Raw genomic sequence first — 18,915 nt, forward strand, 5'->3', positions numbered from 1 at the left:
AGCCTTTCAGCGCCGATGGTACTGCAGGGGGGACCCTGTGGGAGAGTAGGACGCCGCCGAACAATCATTGTGGGAAAGCCCCGCACCAACCCGTCCAGGGTTCGGTGCGGGGCTTTTCTGCGTTCCCGGGCCTCGGCCTTGGTCGTCGGCGGCCGGGCCGGAAATCCGGATGAAGCCTGGAGGGCGGGCTGACTAGGATCCGGTCATGAGCGACTATGTGGTCCGGCCCGTACGCGGCGACGAATGGGAGAAGGTCAAGGAGCTGCGGATGACCGCGCTCCGCGATCCGGTGGCGCCCATAGCCTTCCTGGATACCGAGCAGAAGGCCGCCGCGCAGCCCGATGCGTTCTGGCAGCAGCGGGCCGAGAGGGTCGCGCAGGGGCGCGGGTGCCGGCAGTTCGTGGCCGAGGCCGGCGACGGACGGTGGGTCGGGAGCGTGACCGTGCTGGTGGAGGCCGAGGGGAGCACCGACTACTTCGAGCAGGTCGTCGCGCAGGAGCAGGGGCACGTGGTGGGAGTGTTCGTGCACCCCGAGCAGCGGGGCACGGGGCTCGGCGAGCGGCTGTTCACGGCCGCGCTGGAGTGGGCCTGGTCGCTGGAGGCGCCGGCGCTGGAGCGGGTGCGGCTGTTCGTGCACGAGGACAACGGGCGGGCCGAAGCCTTCTACCAGCGGTTCGGGTTCGTGGCGAGCGGCATGGTGCTGCTGGCCGGCGACAGCGGCGCGAAGGAGCGCGAGTACGTGTACGGGCGGCCGGCGCTCTAGGGGAGTTCGGCGTCCGGCCAGTGGGCGCGGGCCTGCTCGCGGCTGCGGCAGAGGGCGAGCAGGGGGAGCGTCTCGTCCCGGAGCAGGTCCGGGAGTTGGGGGATCGGAGCCACCGCGGCCACGTCGTCCAAGATCAGGGCCAGTGGTGGGTCGAGCCGACCGTGGGATGACCGTGCGGCCATGCGGCGGCCGTGCTCGACCACGTGCGCGGCGAGTGCGGTGAGCAGGGGCATCGCACCCGGGTGGGTACGGGGATCTTCCAACGGTTCGCCCACCACGTACAGGGTGCCCCCTTCCGCCAGGAACGATGCCAGCGTCAGCGAATCCGTTCGATTCGGGTTGCAGGCTTCGCGGATGTGGATGGAGGTCAGGCAGGAGAGGGCGCGGGCCGTGAGGTTCTGGGCCTGCTCGCGGCGTTCCGGGTGGGCGGTGAGGGCGCTCTCCAGCTCGCCGGCGGCGCCGGGTGCGGCCTGGGGATGGGTGCGCAGGATGCGGACGGGTTCCTGGGCGCTCGTGCCCTGGGTCCAGCGGTGCAGCTGCTTGAAGGGGCGGTTGTCGAGGGCCGCGGCCTGGAGCCAGCTGCGCAGGAGCGTTTCGGCGGTGTCGGCGATCGCCGCGTCCATACGGGCCTGCGGACGTACGGGGGTCAGCAGGGCGATCGCGCGGGCGGCGGCGGTGTCGCGGTCGGCGCAGCCCTCGGCCGGGTTCCAGTGCATGCGGGCCGGGGTGTCGCACAGGTGGGAGGGGTCGTAGAGGAGGACCGGTCCCAGCTTGGCGCGGGCGTCCTTGGTCTCGGCCCAGAGGGTCGGCGAGGAGGTCACGACGAGTGCCGCGCCCTCCGCGGACGCGAGGCCGCGGGCCGCGAGGCGCAGGCGTTCGGCGGGGGTGGCGTAGGTCAGCCGCGCCGGCGGTTCGGTGAGGGCGGCCGGTCGGGGCGCGGGGGCGTAGCCGAAGCCGTAGCGGTAGGCCTCGTCCGCCGCGGGCGGCGCGGTAGGGGCCGGTGCGGCCGGTACCGCAGCGGGGGCCGAGGGCGCCGGGGCCGCGTGCTGGGCGGGGGCTGGTACGGGGGCCGGTGTCGATGCCGGTGCCGGTGCCGGTGCGGGGACGTGTGCCTGGGCGGGGGCCGGTACCGGCGCCGTCGCGGGCGGGGGATCGTAAGGCTGCGGCTGCGGCTGCGGCTGCGTGCGGGCCTGGCGGGCCCGGCGGGCCAGGGCGCGGCGGGACTTGGTCCGGGCGATCACACCGATGGCGAAGACGGTGAGGACGAACAGCACCAGGAGCTGGCTGAGGAACAGGCCCCAGAACAGGCCCCAGCCCGAGAGGGCCGCGGGGTCCGTCTCCGGCCAGGCGGCGGCCAGGTCGTGCGGTTGGGCTATCAGCGCGCGTACGGCCTCCGGCGTCCGGCCGAAGGTGACGGTGTCCGGCCAGGCGCCCTTGCTGAACCGGGCGCCGAGGCCGGTCGCGGACCAGACCAGGACGGCCAGGCCGAGGAGGAAGGCCAGGAGGCCGACCAGCAGTCCGTCGGGGATGCCGCCCCGCGCGGGAGTCTCCGTACGTCGTGCGTCGTACATGGTCAGGCCACCGTGGTCGCGGATCCGGGACCACCGCCGGCGCCCCGGCGGCGTTCGATGGACAGGGCCCGCTCCTCCGCCTCCAGTTCGGCGGCGAGCAGGTCGTCGGGGAGTCGGTCGGGGGTGGAGGCCTCGGTCATGGCGCGGTCGGTGTAGACGAGGGGGCGTTCGGCTTCGGTGATCAGGTGTTTGACCACCTGGACGTTGCCGTTGACGTCCCAGACCGCGATGCCGGGGGTGAGGGTGGGGATGATCTCGACCGCCCAGCGGGGCAGGCCCAGGACGAGGCCGGTGGCGCGGGCCTCGTCGGCCTTCTGGGCGTAGATGGTTCTGGTGGAGGCCATCTTGAGGATGGCCGCGGCCTCGCGTGCGGCCGCGCCGTCGACGACGTCGGAGAGGTGGTGGACGACGGCGACGAAGGACAGGCCGAGGCGGCGGCCGAACTTCAGGAGGCGCTGGAACAACTGTGCGACGAAGGGGCTGTTGATGATGTGCCAGGCCTCTTCGACCAGGAAGATCCGCTTCTTGCGGTCGGGTCGGATCCAGGTGTGCTCCAGCCAGACGCCGACGATCGCCATCAGGATCGGCATGGCGATGGAGTTGCGGTCGATGTGGGAGAGGTCGAAGACGATCAGGGGCGCGTCGAGGTCGATGCCGACGGTGGTCGGGCCGTCGAACATGCCGCGCAGGTCGCCGTCGACGAGGCGGTCGAGGACCAGGGCCACGTCGAGGCCCCAGGCCCGGACATCGTCTGTGTCGACGTTCATGGCCTCCGCGGATTCGGGCTCCGGGTGGCGCAGCTGCTCGACGATGTCGGTGAGTACGGGCTGGCGTTCGCGGATGGTGGCGACGACGTAGGCGTGCGCGACCTTGAGGGCGAAGCCGGCGCGCTCGTCGAGGCCGTGGCCCATGGCAACTTCGATGATGGTGCGGAGCAGCGCGAGCTGCCCGGTCGTCGTGATCGCCGGGTCGAGGGGGTTGAGGCGGATCCCGTCGTCGTTGGCGGCGATCGGGTCCAGGCGGATGGGGGTTATTCCCAGCTGCTGGGCGATGAGGTTCCACTCGCCGACGCCGTCCTCGCCCTGGGCGTCGAGGACGACGACCTGGCGGTCCTTGAAGCGGAGCTGGCGCAGTACGTACGTCTTCTCCAGGGCGGACTTGCCGTTGCCGGACTCGCCGAGGACCAGCCAGTGGGGGGCCGGGAGCTGCTGGCCGTACAGCTGGAAGGGGTCGTAGATGTAGCCCTTGCCGCTGTAGACCTCGCGGCCGATGATGACGCCGGAGTCGCCGAGTCCGGGGGCGGCGGTGGGCAGGTAGACGGCTTGCGCCTGCCCGGTGGAGGTGCGGACGGGCAGGCGCGTGGTTTCGACTTTGCCGAAGAGGAAGCTGGTGAAGGCGTCCGTCAGGGCGGACATGGGATCTCGCATGGGCGGCACTTCCCTCCAGCTAGCGTCGGATGCCGGTGGCGAACGGCAGGGTGTTGACGAAGGCCCGGTGGTGCTCGCGGTCGCACCATTCCAGCTTCAGGTAGGACTTGCCGGCCGAGGCGCGGATCGTCCGCTTGTCGCGGGCGAGGGCCTCAGGTGAACGCGAGGACACCGTGATGTACCCGACCAGGTTGACTCCCGCCGCACCGCTGGCCAGATCTTCACCCCTCTGGTCGAGCCGACCGTGGGCGGCGATGTCGCGGGGGTCGACGGTGCGGTTCATCTTGGCGGCGCGGGAGGCGTCCGCCTCGTCGTTGGTCTTCTCGGTGAGCATCCGCTCGATGGCCACCTCGGTGGGCTCCAGGTCCATGGTGACGGCGACGGTGCGGATCACGTCCGGGGTGTGGACGAGCAGCGGGGCGAGGAAGTTGACGCCGACGGGGGTCATCGGCCATTCCTTCACCCAGGCGGTGGCGTGGCACCAGGGGGCGCGGGTGGAGGACTCGCGGGTCTTGGCCTGGAGGTAGGTGGGTTCGACGGCGTCGAGCTCGGCGGGCCAGGCGTTGCGCTTGGTCATGGCCTGGATGTGGTCGATGGGGTGGTCCGGGTCGTACATGGAGTGCACGAGGGAGGCGAGGCGGCCCTGGCCGAGGGGCTGGCGGACGCGGATGTCGGCTTCGGCGAGGCGGGCGCAGATGTCGGTGAGCTCGCGGGCCATGACGATGGCGAGGCCGCTGTCGCGGTCGAGCTTGCGTCCCTTGTGGGGGGTGCCGGCGCGGGCGATGGTGTGGGCCTCGGCGGCGAGTTCGCGCGTGTAGTGCATGCAGGCGACGAGGTACGCGCGGTGCTGCTCGGAGGAGGTGGAGACCATCGACTGGAGCTGCTCGTAGGAGTCGCGCAGCCAGCCGGGGGCCCGGGTGTTGCCGCGCTGGGCCACGTCCTTGGCGTGCGCGTCGGGGTCGGCGGGCAGGGTACGGGCGAGCATCTGGAGGCGGGTGACGAAGCCGTCGCCGTTCGCCACGTGCTTGAGGAGGGTGCCGAAGCGGTCGACGAGTGCTTCCTGGTCCTCGCTGTCGCGCAGGCCGACGCCGGGGCCCTCGATCTCGATGGCGGCGGTGACGGTGCGGCGGTCGGCGTGCAGGAGTACGGCGATCTCGTCGGGGCCGAAGGGTGCGGCGAGCCAGCTGATGCGGCCGATGCCGGGGGGCGGGCCGACCTCGACCTCGCGGCCGTCGGAGCCGCGGATGCCGGCTTCCATGGCGCCGGAGCGGTACGTGGTGCCGCGGCGCAGGATGCGCTTGTAGCTGCGGTTGATCTCGAACCAGCGGTAGAAGGTGCGGCCGCGGTAGGGGACGTACACGGCGGTGAGCGCGAGCATGGGGAAGCCGGCGAGGCTGACGATGCGCAGGGTGAGGTCGGGGACGAGCAGTCCGCTCATCATGCCGAGGAACGCGCCCGCGATGATCAGGGCGATCTCGCCGGTCTCGCGGTTCTTGCCGACGATCGCGTTCGGCCGGGCGCGGCCGATGAGATACGTACGGCGGGGCGCGACCGGGTGCAGCTGGTGGGACTGGGTCGTCAACGCCCGTCACCTCCTGTGTTCCTCGTGCTCGAACTCGTGCGGGGCGGGGGTGCGGCGGAGGGGACAGAACCGCCGCCGGCTCCGCCGCCGGAGGTGGGGCGGCTGCTGTGGGCGGCCACGCCTCCGGAGATCGGGTTGGCGGGGCGGGGCGCGTTGCTGCCGCCGCCGTCGCCGCCGCGGTGGGCGCCGCGGCTGCTGTGGGTCTTGATGCCCTGCGAGACGAGGGAGGCCGGGGAGCTGATGACGGCGGCCGCTTGGGCGCCGTCGGTGGCCTTGCTGCGGTGGGAGCGGGCGGAGGCGATCTCGTCGCCGAAGCCGGGGACGAAGCGGTAGATCATCGCGGAGGCGAAGATCGCCAGGAGGATGATGGCGAGTCCGGTGACGACGGCGGAGAAGGCGTTGGGGCCCTGTTCGCCGGCGAGGGCGCCGGCGAGGCCGAGGACGATGACGATGACCGGCTTCACGAGGATGACGGCGATCATGATGCCGGCCCAGCGGCGGACGTGGCCCCAGAGGTTGCGGTCGACGAGGCCGGCGTAGACGACGACGCCGAGGAGGGCGCCGACGTAGAGGAGGGCGGCCCGGATGAACAGTTCGAGGTAGAGCACGCCGGCGGCGAGGACGGTGACGAGGGCGACGACGATCAGCATGATCGGGCCGCCGCCGATGTCGTCGCCCTTCTTGAGGGCTTCGGAGAAGGAGCCGAAGAAGACGTCGGTCTGGCCGCCGGTGGCGGCGGCGATGACCTCGGAGACGCCGTCGGTCGCGGAGACGACGGTGTAGAGGACGAGGGGGGTGAAGGCGGAGGCGAGGACGGTGAGCCAGAGGAAGCCGATGGCTTCGGAGATGGCGGTGGTGAGGGGGACGCCGCGGACGGCTCGTTTGGCGACGGCGAAGAGCCACAGGACGAGCGTGAGGATGGTGGAGGCGGCGAAGACGACGGCGTACTGCTTGAGGAAGGTGGGGTTGGTGAAGTCGACGTTGGCGCTGCCCTTGACCGCTTCGCTGAGCTTGCCGACGATCCAGGCGGCGGCGTCGGCGCAGCCGCGGGCGAGGGAGGCGAGGGGGTTGAGGGCGTCGGCGGGGTCGTTGGGGAGCCCGGCGGGGGCACTGCCGGTGGCTCCGCCGTTGCCGCGTTCGCAGTAGTCCCGGGCCGGCCCGGCGATCAGCGAGCAGGGGTTGCTCGCACTCGGTGCCGGGGTGGGAGCGGGTGGCGGGGTCGGCGCGGCGGTGGCGCGCGCCGCGAGGAGAACGACCGCAGTCTGGAGTGCCACGGTCGCTGCGCCGATCCGACGGAGCGGGAGCCGGGTGCTACCGGGCATAGGTGAACCCTCCGAATTCGGTGACCGCGCTGCCGATCTCGTCGGAGGTGGATACGGGGACGTCACCGGTGACGGGGGTGGGGCCGTCCTTCTGAGAGGTTTCGACCACCTTCCAGTCGGAGCCGTTCCACTTGAGCGTCATCGAGATCGTGAACCAGCCGCTGGTGACGGGACGAGTGGACTTCTCGCCGGTCAGGCCGAACATGCCGACGCACCAGACGTCGACCGCGGCGGATTCTCCGGCGAAGTTCTTCAGCTTGGTCCCGGCCGGGACGGTCCGGTTGACGAACGTGGAGCCAGCAGGAGCAGTGCCGTCTTTGGTCAGGCCGATCTGTGCGAGCAGGCCTGCCGAGTAGTCCGCGTCGAAGCCGCTCCGCAGTGCGGCGCGACTGCCCTCGTCTGCCAGGGCGTCCACGATGGCGCGGCGCCGACCCGGATTGAACATGGCGTCGGAGCCGAGTGCTACCGCGTAGTTGGCGGCAGCCGACTGGGCGCCCTGTTCGTCGTGGGCGAAGCCCTTCGGGACGGGGCCGTTCTTGCCCTGGACCGGGAGGGTGCCCGTCGGGGAGGTGGAGTTGGTGGTGGGGGGCTTGTCCGAGGACGTGGGCGGCGGGGTGTCCGGGCCCTGGTTCGCGAACGCGATCGCGGCGATGAGGAGGACCACCACGCCGACCACCGTGACCAGGCTGCGGCTCGGGCGCGGGGTGCGGCGGGTGGGGCCGTACGGGTCGGCGGGGGAATCCGGGAGGCGGGTACGGGTCTGGCCCGTGCCGCCGACCTCGCCGTAGCCGCCGCCGTACTGGTCGTCGTTGCTCATTCCGTGTCGGCCCCCTCCGCGTCGTACGACGGTAGCGCTGGTTCCCGCGTAGGTGCGGTGTGGTGAGTCCTCATCAGGTACGGCCGCGGTGGACCGGCTATACGGCCATTCCGTAGACGATCGTGAAGAGCGTCCCGAGGGAGCCGATGATGAAGACTCCCGTCAGCCCGGCCACGATGAGGCCCTTGCCCTGTTCCGCGCTGAACGTGTCGCGCAGCGCGGTCGCGCCGATGCGCTGCTTGGCCGCGCCCCAGATGGCGATGCCGAGACACAGGAGGATCGCCACGGCCATGACCACCTCGATCATGACCTTCGCTTCGTTGCCGAGACTGCCGAAAGGCCCCCAGTTCGGGGCGATTCCGCCGATGATGGTGGTGATGTCGCCCTTTTCGGCTGCCAGGATCATGTAACTCACCGCCCCTGCATGGGTAGTTCCGGTAGCCCGTGCCCGACGGCAGGGGTCACGCACTATCTTCGCTGATGAAACCGCCGCCGTCGTCGACTTGCGGGCTCTCTTTACCCGATCCTGCGGCCGACGGCTCGTCAGGGCGCTCTGACCTGGACCGGGGCGGTGGGCATGTGAAAGTGCGTATGGTCACTCTGTGTATCACGGGGGGTGACGCGTGGGGCTGATCGCCGTTCCGGCGTACGGGGGGTGGGTCGTGGGGCCGCCGTTCGGCGCAGTGGTTTCGCGTGTCGTTGGTCCGACTCGCTGACATTTGTCCGACATTCCGTCAGTCATTCCATAGGTTCGCGCGGTTGCGGGCGATGCTCCGTCGCGTCCGCTGTGATGACGCGAGGAGTGAACGGATGGGTTCTGCGGTGAAGTCGGGTCGGCGCGCGTGGCTGGCCGGTGGTGTGGTGGGTCCGTTGGTGTGGGTGCTCCTGGGGGTCTCGGCCCCGTCGGTGGCCGCCGTGCAGGGTGCGGAGTCGGCGGGGAGCGAGAAGTGCTCGGGGTCCGCTGCGGCTCCGAAGGGCGCCGCGGCCTCCTGTCTAGGGAAGGGCGGGGGGACGGGTAAGGGCGCGGTACAGGGGCGGCGCGCGGCGCAGAAGCCCAAGCCCGAGCGGGGTCCGGCGGGGCCTCCGGGACGGCCCGGGCCGCCCGGGCCGTGCGTGGACATCGACACGGTCGGAGTGCCCGGGTCGATGACGGGCGCCGAGTACAGCGCGGCGCTGTTCCGGGGTCGGACGTACGTCGGCTACCGGGTCTCGGCGAACAGCTCGTACGAATGGCGGGACCTCACGAACCTGAGGGTGACGCCCGGGTATCCGCGTACGGGGTGCGGGGTGTCCGTCAGGCTCGGCGCCGAGCGGGTGTACGTGAAGGTGCTGACGCCGACCGGTGCCATCCACGAGACCTCGTGCACGCTGGGCCTCGTCTGCACGGTCGGTTGGTCGTCGGTCATCAACCCCTGAGGGGTGAGGGCCGCCGCGCGCTGCCGGCGGGTGTCCGGGGGCGGGTGTTCGGGGGCGGCCCTCCTGCCGACGGGCACCCGCCCGTCCTGTGCTGCCGGACCTGTGCTGCCGGACCTGTGTTGCCCGGCGTTCGGCCTGTCGTCGCAGGTCAGGGAGTGTTGTCAGAGGGGTGCGGCAAGGTGGGGGCATGACGACTCCGTGGACCCTTGCCGATGTGGAGGCGGCCATCCGGGCGGGATGGTCGGCCGAGACCTGTTCGCCCGACGACGTCGAGCGGGCGCCCTGGACGGCCGACAATCCGGCCTGGGGGCACTGCGACATCACGGCGCTGGTCGTCCAGGACGTAGTCGGCGGCGAGTTGATGGTCGGGGAGGTCTGGCTGGACGGGGAGCAGCAGGGGTTCCACTGCTGGAACGTCATGCCCGGGGGGATACGGATCGACCTGACCCGGGAGCAGTTCCGCCGCGGGCAGACGCTCACGCCGGGGCGGCCGATGGGGCGGCGGCCGGGCGGGCGGCTGCCGAGGCGCTGGGAGGAGTACCAGCTGCTGCGGCAGCGGGTCATCGACAAGCTGGGGCCGTTGCCGGGGGTGGTCCGGGCGCCGGACGGGCGGCGGCTGTCCTATACGGACTTCGGGGGTCCGGGGGCGCCGCTGCTGGCGTTGCACGCGCACTTCGAGGACGGGGGGAGCTTCGAGGGGCTGGCCCGGGAGGTGGGTCCGGCCTGGCGGGTGATCGCCCTCGACCAGCGCGGGCACGGGGCGTCCGACCGGGCCGCGGAGTACACGAGGGAGGGGTACGTGGCGGACGCCGCGCTCGTCCTGGAGGAGTTGGGGCTGGGGCCCGCGGTGGTACTGGGGCACTCGCTGGGCGGGGTCAACGCGTACCAGCTCGCGGCGCGGCGGCCGGATCTGGTGCGGGCCGTGGTGGTGGAGGACGTGGGGGCGGTCGTCGAGGACGACCTGACGTTCGCGCGGGAGTGGCCGGCGCGGGCCGCCACCCGGGCCGGGTTCCTGGCGGGGGTGGGGAGCGCGGCGGCGTACCTGGCCGGGTCCCTGCGGGAGTACGCCGACGGGTGGGGGACCGCGTGCGTGGTGGAGGACGTGGTGGAGTCCCAGCGCCGGCTGAACGGGGACCACTGGGGGGACTGGCTGGGTGTGCGGAGGCCGACGCTGCTGGTGCGGGGGGATCGGAGCGGGGTGCTGTCGGCGGAGCTCGCGCGGGAGATGACGGTGCGGAGGGCGGGGGTGCGGTTGGTGGAGCTGCCGGCCGGGCACGCGGTGCGGGTGGGGGACCCGGAGGGGTATTTCGCCGCGGTGCGGGGGTTTTTGGCGCGGGTGTGACGGGCGGCGGGGCGGCCGGGCGCGGCGCCGTTGCGGGGCGGTGCCGCTCCGCCGTGCGGGCTCCGCCCCGGCGGGGGGTGAAAGATCGGGGCTCCGCCCCGGGGCCCCGCGCCTCAAACGCCGGCGGGGCTGGAGTGTGCCCCGGCTGGGCTTGGATGTGCCGGTGGGGGATCGGGGTTGTGCGCCGGGGGGTGCGCCTTGAAGGGGTCAGGTCCAGTGGGTGGGGCGGGTGAGGGTCGGCGGAATGCGGGTCGTCGGGTTGCCGCGGGCCGCGTTCAGTTGGGGCTGGGTGAGGAAGACGGCGTCGCGCAGGTCCGCGCCGCGCAGGTCCGCGTCGCGGAGGTCGGCGCCGATCAGGTCGGCCGTGCGGAGGTCGGCGCGGCTGAGGTCGGCGGCGATCAGGTAGGCGCCGCGGAGGTTCGCGCCGCGCAGGTCCGCGCCGGAGAGGCGGGCGCCCATCAGGTCGGCGCCGCGGTGGTTCTTCTTGCGGCCCGGCACCTCGGCCCGTACGAGCTCGCTGGTCTTGAGGAGCAGCGCGTTGACCTCCTGGCGCAGGGCGCCGACGTCGAGGTCCGCGAGTGCCTGCGCGTCGGCACGGGTCCACGCCTCGGTCTCGGCGAGCGCGTGGCGCAGGCCCGGGTGGACCGGGGCGGCGGCCGGAAGGGTGAGTGCCTCGGCGACGTAGAAGAGCAGCTCGTGGAGCTGGCGCATGACGGGGAAGACGTCGTACATCCGGCGGGCCGTGCCGGGGTGCTCCCGCCAGTCGCGGCCGCCGAAGGTGACCTGCGAGACCTGCTGCCCCGCGCCGAAGCAGTCGAAGACGGTGCAGCCCTGGAATCCCTTGTCGCGCAGCGCGGTGTGGATGCCGCAGCGGAAGTCCTGCCGGAGGTTCTTGCAGGGGGTGCCGGCGGGCTTGTTCACGGCGAAGTCGTTGGACCTGGCGAACGGGAGCGCGACGCAGCACAGCGCGAAGCAGTCGGCGCAGTCGGCCCGCAGGACGGGGAGGGGGACGCGGGGACCAGGGGAGGAAGGGGACACGCGTCCCATTCTTACCGGTGAGGTGGAATGCTCCGGCCGGCGCCGTCGGCCTTCACCACGTCCTTGACGTCCTTGACGTCCTTGACGTCCTTGACGTCCTTGCGGACCTGGTCGGTGCGGAAGACCGGCTTCTGGTGGCGTACGCGGCCGAGGCGGGTGTGGGCCGGGATGGCCCGCGTGGGTTGATCGGGGGAGGGGCGGGCGGTGAGCATCGGCTCATGACAGAAGTGATCGCAGTAGCCGTCATCACCCTCCTCGCGGTGATCAGTCCGGGCGCCGACTTCGCGATGGTGGTCCGCAACAGCTATCTCTACGGGCGGCCCACCGGGCTGTGCGCGGCGGCCGGGGTCGCGGCGGGGGTCCTGGTCCACGTCTCCTACACGATGTTCGGCGTCGGTCTGCTGATCGCCTCCTCCACCACCCTGTTCACGGTGATCAAGCTGGCGGGCGCGGCCTATCTGGTGTGGATCGGGATACGGACCTTCCGGGCCCGCGCCGATCTGGTGGTGGACCTGGAGTCGAAGCCGCAGCTGACCGGGCTGGGGGCGATGCGGTCGGGGTTCTTGACCAACGTGCTCAATCCGAAGACGACGCTGTTCGTGGTGTCGACCTTCACCCAGGTGGTCAACCCGGGCACGCCGCTGTGGCAGCAGGCCGGGTACGGGCTGTTCATGTCGGCGGCGCACCTGGTGTGGTTCGGGGCCGTGGCGCTGTTCTTCTCCAACTCCCGGCTGCGCGAGCGGATGCTCAAGGCGCAGAAGACGCTGAACCGGGCCATCGGTTCGGTGCTGGTGGGCCTGGGGGTGGGGCTGGGGTTCGCGCGCTGAGATCGGTACGGGTGGGGTGCCGGGGCTGGTCGAGCTCGTTACCACTCGGTAGCGTGATCGTATGGGTACTGCCGAGGGGTTCTTCGAGCGGATCGACGCGGGCCGGTTCCTGGCCACTGAGCACACGCGCGGGCCGTGGGACCCGGGCTCGCAGCACGCCGGGCCGCCGGCCGCTCTGCTCGGGCGGGCCGTCGAGGAGCGGCCGGGGGCGCGGACGGACATGCGGCTCGCCCGGATCACGTACGAGATCCTGCGCCCGGTGCCGATCGGGGAGCTGGAGGTAACCGTCCACGTGGTGCGGGCCGGGCGCGGCACGGAGGTGGTCGAGGCCGCCCTCGCCCCGGCGGGCGGGGCGGCGCCGGTGATGCTCGCGCGGGCCCTGCGGATCAGGGTGGCGCAGGATGCGGTGCCGGCCGTGGTGCCGGGGCCGCAGCTGCCGCCGCCGGGAGAGGTGGAGGTGACCCCGTTCTTCCCGGTGCCGTGGGAGACGGGCTACCACTCGGCCATGGAGACCCGCTTCACGGAGGGCGCGTTCGTCGAGCTGGGGCCGGGGACCTGTTGGATGCGGATGAAGGTGCCGCTGGTGGCGGGGGAGGAGCCGAGGGCGTTGGACCGGGTGCTGATCGCGGCCGACTCCGGCAACGGCATCAGCTCGGTGATGGACTTCGGCCGCTACGTGTTCATCAACGGCGACCTCACCGTCCACCTGCACCGCCACCCGGTGGGTGAGTGGGCGTGCGTGGAGGCCCGTACGAGCGTGGACGCCGCGGGGATCGGGCTGGCGGACGCGCTGCTGCACGACGAGAAGGGGCCGATCGGGCGGAGCGCGCAGAGCCTGTTCGTGGCGCCGAGGTAGCGCGGCCGCCAGGGACCTGCCGGGGACCTGTGGGGGACCTGCCGGGGGCGGGCGGGGACTCCGGCCGCGGCGCGGGCGAGCGTGCACGCGTACGAGGTGACGCACCGGGACCCGCGACCGCGGTACGTCGTCCTCGGTGCGCAGCGCCCGCAGCCGAGCACCCGGGCGGGTTCCTCCGCCCGCCCCCTCGATCTGTCCGCGACGGGGGCCCTGCCGACCGCGCGACGGTGACGTGTCCGGGACGGCTTCGGGCGGGCGCCGGCGCTCGCGGAGGGCCGGGGGGACTGGACGGTCGTCTTCTGTCGCGTCGAGGATGGGTCCAGCACGTACGCGAGCACCGCCCGCGCCGGTTTCCGGGGGGCGTGGCGGGGGACGCGTAGCAGGGGGCGTAGCAAGTGGGCTAGTAAGACAGGCGACACGGGCGAATCACGCCGAAAAGCGTTAACGATGGGGGAGGGTTGACGGGTGCGCAGATTCTGGATGGCCGGCGGGATCGGGATCGGGCTCTGCCTGAGCTTCCTCTTGTTGCTCGTCGTGGGGACGTACTCGGCCGCGGCGGGGCTCGTGGGCGCGGGGGCGGGCGGTCGCACGGTGGGGCTCGTGAAGGGGGCGGTCCCCGCCAAGTACCAGTCGCTGGTGGAGAAGTGGGGCACCCTCTGCCCGGCCATCAACCCGGCGCTGCTCGCCGCGCAGCTGTACTCGGAGAGCGGCTGGAACCCGAGCGCCGTCAGCCCGGCGGACGCGCGCGGCATCGCGCAGTTCATCCCCGGTACCTGGGCGGGACACGGAATCGACGGGGACGGGGACGGGGACCGGGACATCTGGGACCCCAACGACGCGATCCCGTCGGCGGCGTCCTACGACTGCCAGCTGTCCAAAGACGTGGCGAGCGTGCCCGGGGACGCGACGTCGAACATGCTCGCCGCCTACAACGCGGGTGCCTACGCGGTCATCAAGTACGGCGGGGTGCCCCCGTACAAGGAGACCCAGGGCTATGTGAAGACGATCACGACGCTGGCGCGCAGCTTCGCGAAGCCGGTGGGACGGGTCGCGCCCTCCCAACAGGCGGCGGGGGCGATCTACTTCGCGCAGAAGCAGCTCGGCACGCCCTATCTGTGGGGTGGCAACGGAACGCCCGACCAGAACGGCAGGTTCGACTGCTCGGGGCTGACCAAGGCGGCGTACGAGACGGTGGGGATCGAGCTGCCGCGCGTGGCGAACGACCAGTACAACGCCGGTTCGCACCCCTCGCGCGCTGAACTCCTGCCCGGCGACCTCGTGTTCTTCTCCGATGATCTGACGAACTCTCGGGACATCCGGCACGTCGGCCTGTACGTGGGCGGCGGCTACATGATCAACGCCCCCTTCACCGGTGCCGTGATTCGCTTCGACAAGATCGACACCCCGGACTACTTCGGTGCGACGCGGGTGACGAAGGACGGCGCGGAGGCGCTTCCGGAGCGCCCGGCGGGGACTCCCGCGCCGTAGCAACTCTCTGTGATGCCAAGGCCTTGAGCTGCGACGATGAGTCACTCTTCGATAACGTTGGAGTGATCATTCGGTGGAGAGTGGAACGTAGTCGCCAGAACGGGCGTTCCATGGGCGGAGAGTGTGATCACGCAGGGGGTCAGGGGTGCACACCGGCGTGTGCCCGCAGGGGAACCACGGCAAGAGCAAGGGGCCGCATCGCCATGGCTGGACTCACGACCGGTGGGCCGAACGTGGATGTCAGCCTGCTGTACGAGATCAACGAACTGGCGCGGCAGGCCCCGCCGCTGGTGGACCGGGCCGTGGCCCTGATCGGTGAGTACGGGATCCTGCTGGCCCTGGTGCTCCTGGTCCTGTGGTGCTGGCGCGGCACGCGACGGCAGGACGAGACCACCGCCGTCGAGGCGTTCGCCGCGCTGGTCTGGGCCCCGCTGGCCGCCGCGCTGGCCCTCGTGGTGAACGTCCCGCTGCGCGAATTCGTCGGGCGGCCACGGCCGTTCCTGACGCACGAGGGGCTGCTGGTGGTCGACCCCGGCTTCGGCGCGGGATTCGCGGAGACGGACTTCTCCTTCGTCAGCGACCACTCCACCCTCGCGATGGCGCTGGGCGTCGGCCTGTTCGTGGCCCACCGCGGGCTCGGGTTCGTCGGACTCGGGCTGGCCCTCGCCGAAGGCTTCTCGCGCCTCTACATGGGGGTCCACTACCCGACCGACGTGATCGGCGGCTTCGCGCTCGGCACCGCCGTGGTGCTGGTGCCGGCGCCGCTCGCGATGGCACTGCTGAACCCGGTCGTGCGGGCGGTGGCCCGCTCGCCGCGGCTGGGGTGGCTGGTGCGGGCCGAGGGGCGGGCGGTCCCGCTCGCGGTGGGCCTGGCCCAGGCCCCGACGCCGCCGGGGGACCGGACCCGCGAGAGCGACCTCGCCGCTTAGGCCGGCCGGGGGCGGCTCGGGCTGGGGCTCGGCTCGACGCCTGTCTGCCCGCGTGCTGTGCTTCTGGCCGTCTGTCCGTCTGTCCGTCTGTCCGTCTGTCCGTCTGTCCGTCTGCCTACCGCCCGGTTGTCCGGCTGTTCGGGAGGCCGGCTCAGGTGGGGGCGTACGAGTCCCGGAGCGCGAGCAGTACGGCCACCAGCAGGCACAGTGCCGCGGCGGCGAAACACAGCAGTACCGCGGGCGGGCGGGAGCGCGGGGTCACCGGTCACCGCGCTCGGCGCTGCGGCCGTCCCCGGCGTCGCGGCGGTAGCGGTAGCGCAGCCAGAGGCCGGTGGCGGCGGCCGCGGCCGCGGTGAGTCCGATGGCCAGGGCCACGTCCGCGGGGCCGTCCGCCGAGCCCGCGGGGCGGGCCCAGGCCGCGGCGGCGGGGGCGAAGGTGAGGAGCAGGGCCCACAGGAGGGCGGTGAAGCGCGCGGCGGGTCCTGGCATGAGTCAAGGGCATCCGCTCCGCCGGACCCCGGCCAGCCGGGCCGTCCGATCGGGTGAGCACCCCCGTACCCGGCACGACCGGCCCAGGTCCGCCGGGGCTCCGCGCCGGGGGCGTACCGGGCGCCCCGGGGAGGGTTCCGGGTCGGCGGGCGGGGGTCGCGTCGTGGCGAGGGCGGGCCGTGGCGGGGAGGGCGGGTCAGCCGGACGTGTGGCGGGCGGCGTCCCTGCGGGCCAGGTCGCGGGAGCGGCGGGCCGGGCCGGACCAGCCGCAGGAGCAGACGGCCAGGCAGAACGAGCCGCGTTCGGCGGTGGAGGTGGTGTGGCCGATCCCGGTGTGCCCGTCGGGCGACGCGGACTGCGGCCGGGGGAGCGGCGCGGCGGTGGGCGGAGGAAGCGGAGGGAGCGGCGTCGCTGCGGTGTGCGGTTCCACATCCCCACCGTACCCGGGCCGGGCACGGGCCGGGCACGGGCCGGGCACGGGCCGGGCACGGGCCGGGGAGGATCCCGGCCCGTGACGGGAAACCCCGGACCTCGTTAACCGGAGCGGGTGGGGGCCTCGGGCAAACAGCGGTCACGCGTTGGGGGTTGGCAGGCGATGGTGGTGCACCAGCACAGGCGGCGGCGTGGACGTACGGGTGAGGCGGTGCTCGCCGCGGGCGTCGCGCTGGCGGTCACGGCGATGAGCGGGTGCGCGGGCACCGGCGGCGACGACCGGCCTCCGGCGGCGGACCCGGCGGCGGTGGTCCGCGGGGCCGCCGACGTGCTGTCGAGGACCGGCAGCGCCCGGGCCCGTACGGCCATGGAAATGGCCACCGGCGGGACCCGGGTCACGATCCGCGGCGAGGGCGGGGTCGACTTCAAGACCCGGATGGGACAGCTCCTGGTGATGCTGCCGGCCGACGTGACCGGCAAGCCCGGCCACCGGCCCATCACCGAACTGCTCGCTCCCGGCGCGCTCTACATGAAGAACCGGGGCGCGGGGGTGCCCGCCGACAAGTGGGTGCGGGTCGATACGACCGCCCTCGCCGACGGGAACCTGGTCACGGGCGGGGCGACCGACCCGATGACCGCGGCCGAGCTGCTGCGGGGCGCGCAGGAGGTGACGTACGTCGGGGAGACCGAGGTGGCGGGCACCAAGGTGCGGCACTACCGGGGGACCACCGACATCGGGCGGGCCGCGCGGAGCGCCTCGGTGGAGGTGCGGGGAGCGCTGGAGGCGGCGGCGAAAGGGTTCAGCACGGACACCGTGCCGTTCGACGCGTACCTGGACGAGGAGGGCCGGTTGCGGAAGGTCCGGCACCGTTTCACCTATGTGAACAATGGCGTGATCGATGTCTCGTCGACGACGCTGCTGTACGGGTTCGGGACGCCGGTGACCGTCGTATTGCCCCCGAGCGGGGACATTTTCGCCGGGAAGATCGCCGAATAGGCGTGCGGGCGGCGGCGGAGGGACGCGATCGGGTCATGGGCCGGTATCCGGAAATGGTCCATCCGTGTCATGCGCGGAACGGGCGGTGCTCCCTACGCTGAGAGCGGAGTGGCGCGGGGTGGTCCGGACCGCGCGGAGGGCAGACCGGTGACGGCAGATCGAGGTGACACGCGTGACTCCCGCAGGCGGTACGACGGTCCAGGACCACGTGGCCCTCGCCGAGATCGAGCTGTGCGGTGAGCTGATCATCGCGGCTTCGGCGGCGGCCGAGGAGCGGCTCAGCCAGGACCGGATCGACGAGGTGCTGATGGGCATCTGGTCCGGCTGACCCCCGCTGTGCGAGCGCCCGCGCCGGCCCCGCCCCGCGGCCGTGTCCCGCGCCCGTGTCCTGCGGACCGAGCCCCGCCCCGGCCGGCTACGTGCGCAGGAGGCGGGCGATGGCCTTGGTGGCCTCTTCGACCTTGGTGTCGATCTCGGTGCCGCCCTTGACCGCCGCGTCCGCGACGCAGTGGCGCAGGTGCTCCTCCAGGAGCTGGAGCGCGAAGGACTGGAGGGCCTTGGTGCTCGCGGAGACCTGGGTGAGTATGTCGATGCAGTAGACGTCCTCGTCGACGAGCCGCTGGAGACCGCGGATCTGGCCCTCGATCCGGCGCAGCCGCTTGAGGTGCTCGGCCTTCTGGTGGTGGTAGCCGTGGACGGGGCCGGTCGGGCCCATCGGGGCGGCCGCCGGGTCGGTCGCGGTCGCGGGCGTGCCGGAGTCGGCTCCGGGGCCCTCCGCCTCGATGGTCGTCATGCGTCCTCCCGTGTCCGGATCGAGGGATGCGTACCCGCATACCCCTCATGGGTATAGGGTACTGGGCTCCGCCTGGAGCGACAGGGGTCCGTGGTCCTCGCTCTGTCCGATGGAGGACACTGGGGAACGGCCGGTTAGCCGTGGCCGGGGGATGCGCCTAGCATCAGCCTGACCGAATCCAATGCACCCCGAGGACCTCACGTGCGATTTCGTCTGACCCCCAGGGAGACGAGCTTCTACGACATGTTCGCCGCATCCGCGGACAACATCGTCACGGGCTCCAAGCTCCTCATGGAACTGCTCGGAGCGGACTCCTCCGCCCGGGTCGAGATCGCGGAGCGGATGCGGGCGGCGGAGCACGCGGGAGACGACGCGACGCACGCGATCTTCCACCAGCTGAACTCCTCCTTCATCACGCCGTTCGACCGCGAGGACATCTACAACCTGGCCTCGTCGCTCGACGACATCATGGACTTCATGGAGGAGGCGGTCGACCTGGTCGTCCTCTACAACGTGGAGGAGCTCCCCAAGGGCGTCGAGCAGCAGATCGAGGTCCTGGCGCGGGCGGCCGAGCTGACCGCCGAGGCCATGCCGCACCTGCGGACGATGGACAACCTCACCGAGTACTGGATCGAGGTCAACCGGCTGGAGAACCAGGCGGACCAGATCCACCGCAAGCTGCTCGCCCAGCTCTTCAACGGCAAGTACGACGCCATGGAGGTGCTCAAGCTCAAGCAGATCGTCGACGTGCTCGAAGAGGCGGCCGACGCGTTCGAGCACGTCGCGAACACGGTGGAGACCATCGCGGTCAAGGAGTCCTGAACCT

The 18,915-nt window shown here is 72.1% G+C and carries 21 protein-coding genes; 10 read left to right on the forward strand and 11 right to left on the reverse strand.

The window, feature by feature from the left end:
* Window positions 1-205: 205 nt before the first annotated feature.
* Window positions 206-763: a GNAT family N-acetyltransferase gene (locus ACWFQ8_RS26620; RefSeq protein WP_453788809.1), complete on the forward strand. Its 558-nt coding sequence runs from the start codon at window positions 206-208 to the stop codon at window positions 761-763.
* Here ACWFQ8_RS26620 and ACWFQ8_RS26625 read toward each other — a convergent pair.
* The 6 genes from ACWFQ8_RS26625 to ACWFQ8_RS26650 form a co-directional block, all read right to left on the reverse strand.
* Window positions 760-2,334, reverse strand: a complete 1,575-nt coding sequence (locus ACWFQ8_RS26625) for a type VI secretion protein (protein ID WP_453788810.1) — start codon at window positions 2,332-2,334, stop codon at window positions 760-762. The genes ACWFQ8_RS26620 and ACWFQ8_RS26625 overlap by 4 nt on opposite strands.
* A 2-nt stretch (window positions 2,335-2,336) precedes the next feature.
* Entirely contained in the window at window positions 2,337-3,761 is a 1,425-nt protein-coding gene (locus tag ACWFQ8_RS26630) for an ATP-binding protein (RefSeq protein WP_453788811.1), read from the reverse strand.
* A gap of 19 nt (window positions 3,762-3,780) precedes the next feature.
* A complete protein-coding gene (locus tag ACWFQ8_RS26635; protein WP_453788812.1) occupies window positions 3,781-5,343 on the reverse strand; it encodes an SCO6880 family protein in 1,563 nt (520 codons plus the stop codon).
* On the reverse strand, window positions 5,340-6,665 hold the full coding sequence (locus ACWFQ8_RS26640) for a hypothetical protein (protein ID WP_453788813.1): 1,326 nt from the start codon (window positions 6,663-6,665) through the stop codon (window positions 5,340-5,342). Before ACWFQ8_RS26640 ends, ACWFQ8_RS26635 begins: the two co-directional genes overlap by 4 nt.
* Window positions 6,655-7,482, reverse strand: coding sequence for a hypothetical protein (locus ACWFQ8_RS26645; protein WP_453788814.1), 828 nt, complete (start codon window positions 7,480-7,482; stop codon window positions 6,655-6,657). Before ACWFQ8_RS26645 ends, ACWFQ8_RS26640 begins: the two co-directional genes overlap by 11 nt.
* Before the next feature lie 97 nt (window positions 7,483-7,579).
* Complete coding sequence (locus ACWFQ8_RS26650; RefSeq protein WP_008742356.1) at window positions 7,580-7,888, reverse strand: hypothetical protein; 309 nt, start codon at window positions 7,886-7,888, stop codon at window positions 7,580-7,582.
* A gap of 707 nt (window positions 7,889-8,595) precedes the next feature.
* Here ACWFQ8_RS26650 and ACWFQ8_RS26655 point away from each other — a divergent pair.
* Together ACWFQ8_RS26655 and ACWFQ8_RS26660 are read left to right on the forward strand one after the other, a co-directional pair.
* Complete coding sequence (locus ACWFQ8_RS26655) at window positions 8,596-8,898, forward strand: hypothetical protein (RefSeq protein WP_453788815.1); 303 nt, start codon at window positions 8,596-8,598, stop codon at window positions 8,896-8,898.
* A gap of 187 nt (window positions 8,899-9,085) precedes the next feature.
* Entirely contained in the window at window positions 9,086-10,240 is a 1,155-nt protein-coding gene (locus tag ACWFQ8_RS26660) for an alpha/beta fold hydrolase (protein WP_453788816.1), read from the forward strand.
* A gap of 207 nt (window positions 10,241-10,447) precedes the next feature.
* Here ACWFQ8_RS26660 and ACWFQ8_RS26665 read toward each other — a convergent pair whose 3' ends face one another.
* Window positions 10,448-11,287: a pentapeptide repeat-containing protein gene (locus ACWFQ8_RS26665; protein WP_453788817.1), complete on the reverse strand. Its 840-nt coding sequence runs from the start codon at window positions 11,285-11,287 to the stop codon at window positions 10,448-10,450.
* Window positions 11,288-11,289: 2 nt separating this feature from the next.
* Window positions 11,290-11,490 carry a hypothetical protein gene (locus ACWFQ8_RS26670; protein ID WP_453788818.1) on the reverse strand — a complete coding sequence of 67 codons (201 nt, stop codon included), beginning with the start codon at window positions 11,488-11,490 and terminating at the stop codon, window positions 11,290-11,292.
* A gap of 6 nt (window positions 11,491-11,496) precedes the next feature.
* Here ACWFQ8_RS26670 and ACWFQ8_RS26675 point away from each other — a divergent pair, with 6 nt between their 5' ends.
* The 4 genes from ACWFQ8_RS26675 to ACWFQ8_RS26690 all read left to right on the forward strand — a co-directional run bounded on the left by ACWFQ8_RS26675 (window position 11,497) and on the right by ACWFQ8_RS26690 (window position 15,378).
* Entirely contained in the window at window positions 11,497-12,105 is a 609-nt protein-coding gene (locus ACWFQ8_RS26675) for a LysE family translocator (protein WP_453788819.1), read from the forward strand.
* Window positions 12,106-12,166: 61 nt separating this feature from the next.
* Window positions 12,167-12,961, forward strand: a complete 795-nt coding sequence (locus ACWFQ8_RS26680) for a thioesterase family protein (protein ID WP_453788820.1) — start codon at window positions 12,167-12,169, stop codon at window positions 12,959-12,961.
* A gap of 480 nt (window positions 12,962-13,441) precedes the next feature.
* The gene (locus ACWFQ8_RS26685) at window positions 13,442-14,449 is read left to right on the forward strand and encodes a C40 family peptidase (RefSeq protein WP_453788868.1); all 1,008 of its coding nucleotides are present in this window, start codon (window positions 13,442-13,444) and stop codon (window positions 14,447-14,449) included.
* 203 nt (window positions 14,450-14,652) lie between these two features.
* Window positions 14,653-15,378 carry a phosphatase PAP2 family protein gene (locus ACWFQ8_RS26690; RefSeq protein WP_453788821.1) on the forward strand — a complete coding sequence of 242 codons (726 nt, stop codon included), beginning with the start codon at window positions 14,653-14,655 and terminating at the stop codon, window positions 15,376-15,378.
* 258 nt (window positions 15,379-15,636) lie between these two features.
* Here ACWFQ8_RS26690 and ACWFQ8_RS26695 read toward each other — a convergent pair whose 3' ends face one another.
* Together ACWFQ8_RS26695 and ACWFQ8_RS26700 are read right to left on the reverse strand one after the other, a co-directional pair.
* Window positions 15,637-15,867 (reverse strand): hypothetical protein, encoded by a 231-nt coding sequence (locus tag ACWFQ8_RS26695; protein WP_453788822.1) that lies wholly within the window; start codon window positions 15,865-15,867, stop codon window positions 15,637-15,639.
* 196 nt (window positions 15,868-16,063) lie between these two features.
* A complete protein-coding gene (locus ACWFQ8_RS26700) occupies window positions 16,064-16,297 on the reverse strand; it encodes a hypothetical protein (RefSeq protein WP_453788823.1) in 234 nt (77 codons plus the stop codon).
* Between the two features lie 165 nt (window positions 16,298-16,462).
* On the opposite strand from ACWFQ8_RS26700, the gene ACWFQ8_RS26705 reads away from it, so the two are divergent.
* Both ACWFQ8_RS26705 and ACWFQ8_RS26710 read left to right on the forward strand, forming a co-directional pair.
* Complete coding sequence (locus ACWFQ8_RS26705; RefSeq protein ID WP_453788824.1) at window positions 16,463-17,296, forward strand: hypothetical protein; 834 nt, start codon at window positions 16,463-16,465, stop codon at window positions 17,294-17,296.
* A gap of 172 nt (window positions 17,297-17,468) precedes the next feature.
* On the forward strand, window positions 17,469-17,624 hold the full coding sequence (locus tag ACWFQ8_RS26710) for a hypothetical protein (RefSeq protein WP_199808149.1): 156 nt from the start codon (window positions 17,469-17,471) through the stop codon (window positions 17,622-17,624).
* A gap of 87 nt (window positions 17,625-17,711) precedes the next feature.
* On the opposite strand, the gene ACWFQ8_RS26715 is transcribed toward ACWFQ8_RS26710, so the two are convergent.
* The gene (locus ACWFQ8_RS26715; protein WP_453788825.1) at window positions 17,712-18,089 is read right to left on the reverse strand and encodes a metal-sensitive transcriptional regulator; all 378 of its coding nucleotides are present in this window, start codon (window positions 18,087-18,089) and stop codon (window positions 17,712-17,714) included.
* Between the two features lie 201 nt (window positions 18,090-18,290).
* Here ACWFQ8_RS26715 and ACWFQ8_RS26720 point away from each other — a divergent pair, with 201 nt between their 5' ends.
* Window positions 18,291-18,911, forward strand: a complete 621-nt coding sequence (locus ACWFQ8_RS26720) for a DUF47 domain-containing protein (RefSeq protein ID WP_031145181.1) — start codon at window positions 18,291-18,293, stop codon at window positions 18,909-18,911.
* Window positions 18,912-18,915 lie beyond the last annotated feature (4 nt).

This window comes from Streptomyces sp. NPDC055254, from assembly GCF_053606025.1.